The sequence below is a fragment of the Wolbachia pipientis genome, from assembly GCF_023661085.1.
GTDB lineage: Bacteria > Pseudomonadota > Alphaproteobacteria > Rickettsiales > Anaplasmataceae > Wolbachia.
Genome location: NZ_JAHDJT010000044.1, coordinates 1 through 9567 on the forward strand (window position 1 = coordinate 1; position 9567 = coordinate 9567).

8 protein-coding genes and 2 pseudogenes are annotated in these 9567 nt (G+C 33.7%); 8 read left to right on the top strand and 2 right to left on the bottom strand.

The features are described from left to right. The 7 genes and pseudogenes from DM84_RS02750 to tnpA all read left to right on the top strand — a co-directional run. Positions 1 to 270, top strand: a pseudogene (locus DM84_RS02750) (baseplate assembly protein); the annotation flags it as partial. A gap of 278 nt (positions 271 to 548) precedes the next feature. Continuing rightward, a complete protein-coding gene (locus tag DM84_RS02755; protein ID WP_250778220.1) occupies positions 549 to 1715 on the top strand; it encodes a phage tail protein in 1167 nt (388 codons plus the stop codon). A gap of 168 nt (positions 1716 to 1883) precedes the next feature. After that, positions 1884 to 2585 carry an ankyrin repeat domain-containing protein gene (locus DM84_RS02760; protein ID WP_250778221.1) on the top strand — a complete coding sequence of 234 codons (702 nt, stop codon included), beginning with the start codon at positions 1884 to 1886 and terminating at the stop codon, positions 2583 to 2585. A gap of 38 nt (positions 2586 to 2623) precedes the next feature. After that, positions 2624 to 3085, top strand: coding sequence for an ankyrin repeat domain-containing protein (locus DM84_RS02765; RefSeq protein WP_250778222.1), 462 nt, complete (start codon positions 2624 to 2626; stop codon positions 3083 to 3085). A gap of 4 nt (positions 3086 to 3089) precedes the next feature. After that, a complete protein-coding gene (locus DM84_RS02770) occupies positions 3090 to 3521 on the top strand; it encodes a DUF2924 domain-containing protein (protein WP_250778223.1) in 432 nt (143 codons plus the stop codon). 2 nt (positions 3522 to 3523) lie between these two features. After that, positions 3524 to 5029: a recombinase family protein gene (locus DM84_RS02775; protein ID WP_250778224.1), complete on the top strand. Its 1506-nt coding sequence runs from the start codon at positions 3524 to 3526 to the stop codon at positions 5027 to 5029. A gap of 296 nt (positions 5030 to 5325) precedes the next feature. Beyond that, on the top strand, positions 5326 to 5760 hold the full coding sequence (gene tnpA / locus DM84_RS02780; RefSeq protein ID WP_250778225.1) for an IS200/IS605 family transposase: 435 nt from the start codon (positions 5326 to 5328) through the stop codon (positions 5758 to 5760). Between the two features lie 210 nt (positions 5761 to 5970). Here tnpA and DM84_RS02785 read toward each other — a convergent pair. Both DM84_RS02785 and DM84_RS02790 read right to left on the bottom strand, forming a co-directional pair. Next, a pseudogene (locus DM84_RS02785) lies at positions 5971 to 6977 on the bottom strand (IS481 family transposase). Positions 6978 to 7259: 282 nt separating this feature from the next. Further along, positions 7260 to 8627: a hypothetical protein gene (locus DM84_RS02790; RefSeq protein WP_250778226.1), complete on the bottom strand. Its 1368-nt coding sequence runs from the start codon at positions 8625 to 8627 to the stop codon at positions 7260 to 7262. 605 nt (positions 8628 to 9232) lie between these two features. Between DM84_RS02790 and DM84_RS02795 the strand changes: the two genes are divergently transcribed. After that, a partial coding sequence (locus tag DM84_RS02795) for a DUF1543 domain-containing protein (RefSeq protein ID WP_250778227.1) occupies positions 9233 to 9567 on the top strand: 335 nt, incomplete at its 3' end.

The window sequence follows — 9567 nt, forward strand, 5'->3', positions numbered from 1 at the left end:
ACAGTAATTGGTTGCAATATTACGGAAATAGATATTCACAGCAGAATGAGCATAAGTCCTGTAATATCGAAGGAGGAAATCAAGAAGCAGTTCATTAAGAAGTTTGAAGCAAATAGAAGGCTGGGATGGAATGTTACAAGATCTTGGATAATAGCAAATTTGTTTGTAGAGGGTGTAGAAAACGTAGAATTAATCGAGCCAAGAGAGGATGTTGTGGTTCTGGGGAATGAGTGTGCAGTGCTTGGCTACGTCAAGTTAGATAGGATTTAAAACGTATTTTTTTGTTTTGTGGAATCGTACCAGTGAGGGGATTGCGTGCAATAAGTGGTTTAAGGTTTACTGGATCCAATGTTAGGGAGAGGAAAGTATTGATTTTCTTCCAGAAGTTGTAATTTGTTTTTTAAAGTATGGATAATATGGTCAAATATTAAGGAAAGTGTTTTTGATATTAAGAACATCTTTATTTTTGATCAGTTCTGCAATGATCTCTTGCTTACTCATAAGCTACCTAAATAAAGGAAATTAAAGCAACTTGAAAGAAAAGACAAATGAAAAGTTTATTACCGCCAAACGCAACAAAGCAAGAGCAAGCACTGGTTAATGCAATTGATTATAAAGTTGATCCAAGCAGGATAAGAGGGTTTAAATTTAGCCCAGGGGAAAAAATATTGCCGTGGTTGGTTGAAGAATACGGGTTAGAAGAAATTCTATCATGGGTGAAGGATAAGAAGAAATCGATAAAAGAAGGAGTAAAATTTCAAAGACTCCGTGGAACACCTGCCTCACTGAAAATAGCATTAAAATGGGCAAATATAGAAGATATTACAATTATTGAAGAGCCACCCGGTAAACACTTTTTTGAGTTGCAAGTAGGGATAAAAGAGGTACCAAATGACTTCTTCGTAGATGCAGTAGTAGAGCTGGCAAAACTATCACTGCCTGTAAGATCCAGATTGATGAGGATTTTTAACGATTATTATAATGTGCAGAGATTTATATTGGATGAGAGTTTATTTGGAGATCTTCTTTCTGATTATTCAGGGGTAAAAATAGAAAAAGATGGACCAGTGTTATCATTTGGAAGAGTAAATTTTTTCAGGTCTAGTGGTCCAGTTATTAGGATTATAGAAAACTATCTACGCGATCATTATGAACGAGCTTTAAGCAATGATATATATCGCCTAGATGTAGCAATCCTTGGAGAAACCGAGCCTCACACAAGGGATTATAAAGGCATCTATGAAAGAGATCATTTGTGTTACAACTTAAAAGCACTATATCCATTACCACAGAGTTTATTACCATCGATTAAATTTGCAAAAGCGCAGATAGTATTATCAGACAGTTGGGATTTAGGAGACATAAATACGTGCTTTCCAGTAAGTAGCGTAGAAGAAAGAGGAAATAAATTTGTATTGGGAAGCGATAAACTTTCATGGCAACGTTGGAATTTAAAACACAAACCAATTTTAGAAAGGTTTAGCGTTACTCACAACTATAAAGTAGAAAATTATACAGATCAGAAGGTCAGAAAATATGTTTTAGCAGAACACAACGTTTACTATAAAAATGATTTGGATTCAGAGCAAAAAGACTCAATACACGAATTAGAAAAGCACATTTTAGTATTTTACCCGGGAGTACTGAAGTGGCACGAACATCGACATTTGCACAGAAGTTGGAAAAATAGTCAAGTAATGTGTATAATAAGTTAAATACTTATATTTAGATCCTCATATATTATATTAATAATAGGTAAAAGTGTATGAAATAAAAAGAAAAGGACTTGCTTTCTCATGCTAAAAAGGACATGACTTGAATAGCAGCAGGTAAATATAAGAAATTTGTCTGGCGCTAGAAAAGCTAATTTTGTGAGGTATGAAATGAGTTTTAGCAAGAGTAAGTTTTTTAAAGAAGTATCAAGTAAAGATATTAATAAAAGAAATGAAGAAGGAGAGACGATCTTGCATCAAGCAGTAGAAATCTCTGATTACAAAACAGTGAGATTATTAATAAAAAAAGGAGCAGAGGTAAATGCAAGAGATAAAAATGGTTATACACCTCTACACTGTGCAGTATTCGCAAAGAGTTTAGAAAATGTAAAAGTGCTGCTAAGGGAAGGAGCAGAAGTAAATGCCACTCAATATGTCACTGGATGTACGCCACTACACTCTGCATGCAAAATAGGAGGAGCAGGAGTTGAAATAATAAAAGAGCTAGTAAAAGCAGGAGCTGAGGTTAATCAACTGAATAAATATGGTGCAACACCAATGTATTACATTTGGGAAAGTGAAAAGTATCGTCTATGTGATAGCAAAGAGAGTGAAAGGGCGAGTAAATTTCTGAGAGAAAAAGGAGGAATAACAAAAAGTAGAGAACTGACGTGCTATGGAATAGAGAGGATAGTGGGAGAAATAGCAGACATGCTGAATGGGAGCTATATGCCGGAGCTAAAAATAATAGAGATAGAAGAAATAAGAAAGAGAGACAAATCACTAATAAAGGAAGAATGTGAAAATTTAGCAAGCAAAATAATGAGCCAAGTAAATGAGATGATAGATGAGGTGGTGAAAAGGAGGGCTTAGAAAAGGGATTTAAATTCAAAGAAAAGGTGAGGTAGGTCATGAGTAAAAAAGGAAAAGAGGAGTCACTATTAGAGAACTCATATAAAAATATTTATGCAAGAGACAAGAATGGAAGAACAGCTCTACATTATGTAGTAGAGGTAAAAACAGTGGAGTTATTAGTCGAAAAAGGAGCGAATGTGAATGCTAAAGATATAGAAGGATACACAGCACTGCACCTAGCGGTAACGGAGAAACGTCTAGAAATCGTGAGGGAATTGATAAAATCAGGAGCAGACGTAAATGCTGAGGAATATGGAAATAAATGCATACCTCTACACCTTGCGTGCATGGTAGGTGAAAAAGAAATAGTGGAGGAGCTAGTGAAAGCTGGAGGAGAAATAGAGCAAGCGGATAAATTTGGAATGACAGCGATGGATTATGCGAAAACCAGTAAAGAAGTAACTGAAGTATTGAAGAAAGAAATAGACAGAATTGAAAAGTTATTTATGAAAGGCTAAAAATATGGAGGAAGAAATAGAAAAGAAAGTAATGAATTTAGAGAGAAAACCTTTGGGTGAGCTGAGAAAAATATGGAAGAAGGTATATGGAGAAGAAGCGCCTAGATACTCAAAGAAATATCTGATACCGAGATTAGCTTATAGAATGCAGGAAAAAGCGTATGGAGAAATGTCAAGAAAGGGGACAAAAAGACTAGAGTATCTGGCAGATCGGCTAGAGAAAGGAAAAAGAATAAGTAGCGATAAATTACCAGTAGAAGGGACAGAATTAATACTAGAGAGAGGGGAAGAAACGCATGCGGTGATGGTAACAGATAAGGGTTTAATCTACAAAGAAGAGTTTTATACATCATTGTCAGCAGTGGCAGGAAAAATAATGGGAATGAGCTACAACGGACCTTTATTATTTGGGATGCGTGATAAAAATGGAAGTTGAAAATGCTAAAAGAAGTAAGATGTGTGATATATACGAGAAAATCAAATGAAGACGGACTAGAACAAAAGTTTAATAGTCTTGATGCACAACGGGTAGCATGTGAAAAGTACATAAAAAGCAGAGAGGGCTGGGTAGTATTGACCAAAAGGTACGACGATGGAGGCTTCTCAGGAAAGAATTTAGAAAGACCAGCGATAAAGGAATTATTTGCAGATGTGAAAGGAGGAGAGATAGATTGTGTAGTAGTATATACTCTGGATAGGCTATCAAGGGAAACAAAAGACAGCATCGAAGTAACATCATTTTTTAGAAGGCACCGAGTAAATTTTGTAGCAGTAACGCAGATATTTGACAATAATACGCCAATGGGAAAGTTCGTACAAACGGTATTATCAGGAGCAGCACAACTAGAAAGAGAAATGATCGTAGAAAGGGTAAAAAATAAAATAGCAACATCAAAGGAGCAGGGATTGTGGATGGGGGGAACTGTGCCGCTTGGATATGATGTAAAAGATAAAGAATTAATAATAAATGAAAAAGAAGCGAAAATAGTAGGGCACATATTTGAAAGATATTTGGAGTTGAAGTCAATGGCAGAACTGGCAAGAGAGTTAAATAGCCAAGGGTACCGTACGAAAGGGAAATCAGATATCTTTAAGAAAGCGACGGTGAGAAGAATAATAACAAACCCAATATATATGGGAAAAACAAGACATTACGAGAAACAATATGAAGGAAAACATGAAGCGATAATAGAAGAAGAAAAATGGCAAAAAGCACAAGAATTAATAAAGAATCAACCATATAAAAAAGCAAAATATGAGGAAGCATTGCTTAGGGGAATAATTAAGTGCAAGAGCTGTGGTGTAAATATGACGCTGACGTACTCAAAAAAGGAGAATAAAAGGTACCGATATTACGTGTGCAATAATCATTTAAGAGGAAAGAATTGTGAATCAGTAAACCGAACAGTAGTAGCCGGAGAAGTAGAAAAAGAAGTGATGAGGAAGACAGAGCAGCTATATGAAAATTGGAAAGAAAAGAGGGAAGAAAAATGGAAAAATTTAAGTTTCAGAGAACAGAAAGAAGTAGTGAAAAAGTTAATAAAGGGAGTAATGGTAAAAGAAGATGGAATAGAAGTGTGTTCTGAATCAGAGGAAAAATTTATACTAATGAATTTAAAGAAGAAAGGAAACAAATGCACAGTAGTAGAACCAGAAGGAAAAACAAACAATGCGTTACTCAAAGCAGTGGTGAGAGCTCATTTATGGAAACGTCAACTGGAGGCAGGAAAATATAGAAGTGTGAAAGAGCTGAGTAAGAAAATAAACGTAGGTACAAGACGTATACAGCAAATTTTGAGGCTGAATTATTTAGCACCAAAAATTAAAGAAGACATAGTAAATGGGAGACAACCGAGAGGTTTGAAATTAGTTGATTTGAGAGAAATACCGATGCTGTGGAGTGAGCAATTGGAGAAATTTTATGGTCTTGATTGCATTGTTTAACAAGAGGAGATGAAAACATCGAAAATAATAGGAAAAGCTGTTGCAAAAAAAACTCAAGGATTTATAAGGAAACCACTATTGCAAAATATGAAGGACTTCTAATGCAGCAGCAGATGTTGAAGAGGTTAAAAATAGTCTTGATGTAAACCAGCGTGACAAAAACTGACATTAAATTATATGAGTATATTAATATAAATAGTAAAGATTTTTAATTGTCCCAAATTTGGGAGAAAAACCCTGGACTTGAAGTCCATCCTTTCAAGCATATAATTTTAAGGTGAAAAATTTGAAAGAATGTGGAATATTATAGAAAAAGTAGTCACTCTGTATATGAATGTACATATCACATAGTGTGGATAACAAAATATCGATATCCAGTATTAGTTGGAGATATTGGGCAGAAAACTAAAGAAGTTGTACAAGAAGTATGTAGGGATAATCAAGTAGAAATTATCAGAGGTAGAGTTGCGTCAAGTCATGTACATGTATACGTTTCTGTACCCCCATACTTAAGTATTAGTAAGTTAGTGCAGTTAATAAAAGGAAAAAGTTCCAGAAAAATCCAGCAAAACTTTCCAGAGCTGAGAAAAAGATACTGGGGGAAACACTTGTGGGCAGTAGGCTACTTTGTCAGGACTAGCGGAAACGTAACTGACGAAATGATAAAAAATTATATTGAAAATCACTCTAAAAAAGAAGATAAATTTGGTGACTTTCAAGTCAAAAGTTAGCATTCTATGCTCTCTCTCAATCTTTGGATTTCAATCCATAGTGGTTGAATTACATATGAAACCAGAGCAAATTATTGAGCAAGAGTCAAACTCACATAACAACCCTTTTCTGCTGAAATAGAACCATGTTTTTATAGTGAAGGAAATCCGTATATACGAAAAATCATCAAATCAACTGTGTGATTCATAGAGGTTATTACAATTGACTTGTCAGATTGAGTCTGAACTAGTTGGCTTGTTAAGAGATTTGCATTTTTGAAGTGATTGTAGTCTCTGATTGTGTTTATAATTTTGCATGACAAATGACTCTTTTGATAAGATATAGTTTCTTTGCACTTCACTTAAGCAAGGAATCGTATTTTCCAGTTCCTTATATTTTTCCCAAGGAGTTTTTCCTTGAAGAGCACTATGAGGGCGGTGTTTATTATAATACTCTTCCCAATCCCTAAGTTTAATTTGCAATTCAGAGCTCTTGATGGTAACACTGCTGTAAAACTCATCTAAGTCTGTACGCTGTGCTCTTTCCACTTTACCATTTAAGTGTGGGGAAAACGGCTTAATAGGACGAAATTTAATTTTCCATTCCTTCAAACATTCTTGCACCTCATAAGCAAAAAATTCCTGTCCTCTATCAGTCTGAATTCTTTGACAATAAAAAGGTATCCTTTCTCGTAGTTGTGTAAGGAAATCAAGAGTATTTTTTGCAGTGCGTCTTGAATATAAAGCAACAACTTTATAACGTGTACAGTCATCTATGGCAGTATATTGATAAAGCCCAGATGCTATTTGCATACATCCATCTGTATACGCTCCCCTGGTATTTTACAGTTATAACGCTTTATTTGTTTTCGATAGTGACGTTTAATACGCAAGAGACAGACATTATGTTTTTTGAAAACTTTGTGTATAGTAGCCAACGAACAGGAGAAACTGTATAATCGTTTTAATTCAGTTTGAATGCGTCTTGCTCCCAATTTTCTGGCTTTTCTTAGGTCGAGGATAAGCTGCTCATTTGATGCATTAATTTTTTGTAAAGGCGAGGTTTTGGGCCTACTACTAAAATTCTCTAATCCTTTTTCACCGAGTTCCTCGTAACGTTTATACCATTTGCGCAAGGTAAAGCGTGAAATGTTATAGTGTTGGCATACTTTTCCTGCATGGCCTAGTTTTTTATATAGTTTTATCCAATTTAAACGTAACTTGATTTTAGAATCCACTTGCTTTTTATTGGTAAATTTTCTGTCACGATTGTAATAATGTATATATACTACCACAAGTCCAGATTTTTATTTCCTCTGACACTTTTATTGTAATAACCTATATGAATCACACACTTTAATGTAACTATTGGATTTGCTTTTGTCATACTCCCCCTTTACTAAAGCCTTCAAAATTGATTATACCATAGGAATTGTTAATAGATTATTGACGATATATGAGTGTAAAAATGGCTTTGTACTACCTGTATAATAAATACGCTAAGGCAAAGTTAATACTTTCTACCTAGTAATTTCCTCCCTAGAAACCCTTCTTAACTCTTCACGTTCTGCCCATGAAACCTTTTTGTTTTTAGACTCGCTTATTACTTCAGGACGCATTAATCCACTAGATCTAACAAAAAAACCTCGGTTTATAGCTTCAATAACTGATAAACCTCCCAATAAGCAATTTTGTCCTATTTCTTCATTATAACTTTCTATGTCCTCCAGTAGATCTTCATCACTCACTTCTACTCTTATCAAGTTTTTATCTGTTTCATGAGGATATAATCTAACTTCTAATTCTCCCAAACTAGTATAGAAAGTTAATACCACATCACTACCTTCTGTAAGATCTACATAATTTCTTTTTTCTCCTCTATTATCAATTTTTACTGTACTTTTTCCTATTTTTAATATGTGAACTCTGAGTCCTCGATCTATTATTTCTTGATTGGCTATGATTTTTACGGGTTCAATTATACTAGTTTGTGGATATCTTATATAAAAGTAGATATTATCAATCTCTACTTCTAATTTGTCTTGAGTTTGCTCGCTCTTGTTTACAATACACTCATATGCTATATCCTTTAACTTTTTTTTCATTTCTTTATACTGTTCAATGAGATATTCATCAAATTGTTTATAAGAATTGTTATCTATAAAAGCAGTGGTCGAATATCTTATCCTATCATGATAAAAGAGGCTCTCTTTTACTTTTCCTCCTTTTTGTAATAAACCATGAGCAATCTCTCTTATGATATCCAAGTTGTAGTAATCTTCTTCATCATCATCAGAAGAATCATAGGGCTGCATTTCAGGAGCTACAGTGCGGGAGTTTATAAATACAATATTATCGAGAACACCTGCGATTTCTTTAAATATTAAATTTACTATAACCTCACCATCATTATCACAGTATGAGTTTATTCTTATCCCTCTCTCTAAATATTTATCCGTTATGGATTTAATATATTCTAAAGCACTTTTTGTATTAGCTTTGCTTTTAGCGTCTTGCATTTCTTTATAAAACTCACTAATCAGCTTCCTTTCATTTTCAATTAAAGTTACTTCTTGCTCAATTAAGAGTGAACTTTCTTCAAAGAAAAAGGTTTGCTGATTATCATCTTTTGTTTGGTATGGATCATCCTCTAACTGTGAGTGCGTGTCACCAGAATTATGATTGTTTAGATCTTGCAACACAAATTCAGCGCATTCTTGAGCAAGCTTTTTATTTTTTATATCATATTCATCTGTATTTTCCGCTTTACCTTCAAGGATTTTTTTGTCATCACTTCTGTCTTGCCAATAGTTAATTACTAATGACCCTTGATTTTGATATACTAAGTCGTTAGAATTCTCTTTACTATTTAATTTAACCTCACTCATACATACATATTATTTACCTATTTATAGTGTATTATAATACATATGTAAATTAATAAATTTATATTAGACCTCTTTCATAATTCATATGGATAATTCCAATTTTTTTTGGCCTCTCTATTGATATTTCTGTTCCATCTACTATCCAGAACCTAATACTCTACATTCGAATCTAATAGCTCTTTTTCTTCCAGAAGTGTAAATGTTTTATTAACGTATCCTCAATCCAACCGATAACAGGCACTTTAGCTTATTCCATACCAATATGAAATATGTCACGCAAATATTCTAGCGCCATTAACAAACATGCATTGTTTATTTGGTTTTCCTCCTCTTGCCTTTTTCTTACTCCATTAAAATTTCTGTTATTTTTTCGAATGTTTTTCTTTTTACTTCTGTTAATCTTCGAAACTCCTCTTCATCTAGTTTACTTATTTGTTCAAATTTCATACCTTCACTAATATTACTTTTGGTATTATTTCCTCAGTTATGCAAGAAGTCTAATCTATTCCTGTTTTACTTCATCATCTAAAAATTCTTAATTTTTGTTGATTTTTTAATGAACAGACTTAGTATGATAAAGAGAATAAAAGTAGGAGGCATGTATCATGAAAATATTTGTCATATATGTTGGAGGTAAAACTGAAACCTCTTTAATCGAGCTACATGATATATTTTTTGTAGTAGCAGAAAAGATCGAAGATACTTATGAAGAAGTAAAAGCAAAATGGTGGAGTGTAAGAAAAGGTTTCCATATTGATGCTTGGGGTATATTAGAAAGTGCTGAAGATTATAATATTACCTTAACGAGACAACCTACCCACGTTGAAGAAAAGCTTTATTTTGTCAACCTTGGTGGTTACGATAGTAAAAAATTTAAGGAGTTGCATAAAAATGTATTTGTTATTGCAAAGAATGAATCGAAAGCTAAAGTGAAAGCACT

What these genes read in the sequence shown, in the direction of transcription:
- DM84_RS02755 (WP_250778220.1), top strand. Translation starts at nt 549, where the DNA reads ATGAAAAGTTTATTACCGCCAAACGCAACAAAGCAAGAGCAAGCACTG.
- DM84_RS02760 (WP_250778221.1), top strand. Translation starts at nt 1,884, where the DNA reads ATGAGTTTTAGCAAGAGTAAGTTTTTTAAAGAAGTATCAAGTAAAGAT.
- DM84_RS02765 (WP_250778222.1), top strand. Translation starts at nt 2,624, where the DNA reads ATGAGTAAAAAAGGAAAAGAGGAGTCACTATTAGAGAACTCATATAAA.
- DM84_RS02770 (WP_250778223.1), top strand. Translation starts at nt 3,090, where the DNA reads ATGGAGGAAGAAATAGAAAAGAAAGTAATGAATTTAGAGAGAAAACCT.
- DM84_RS02775 (WP_250778224.1), top strand. Translation starts at nt 3,524, where the DNA reads ATGCTAAAAGAAGTAAGATGTGTGATATATACGAGAAAATCAAATGAA.
- DM84_RS02790 (WP_250778226.1), bottom strand. Translation starts at nt 8,627, where the DNA reads ATGAGTGAGGTTAAATTAAATAGTAAAGAGAATTCTAACGACTTAGTA.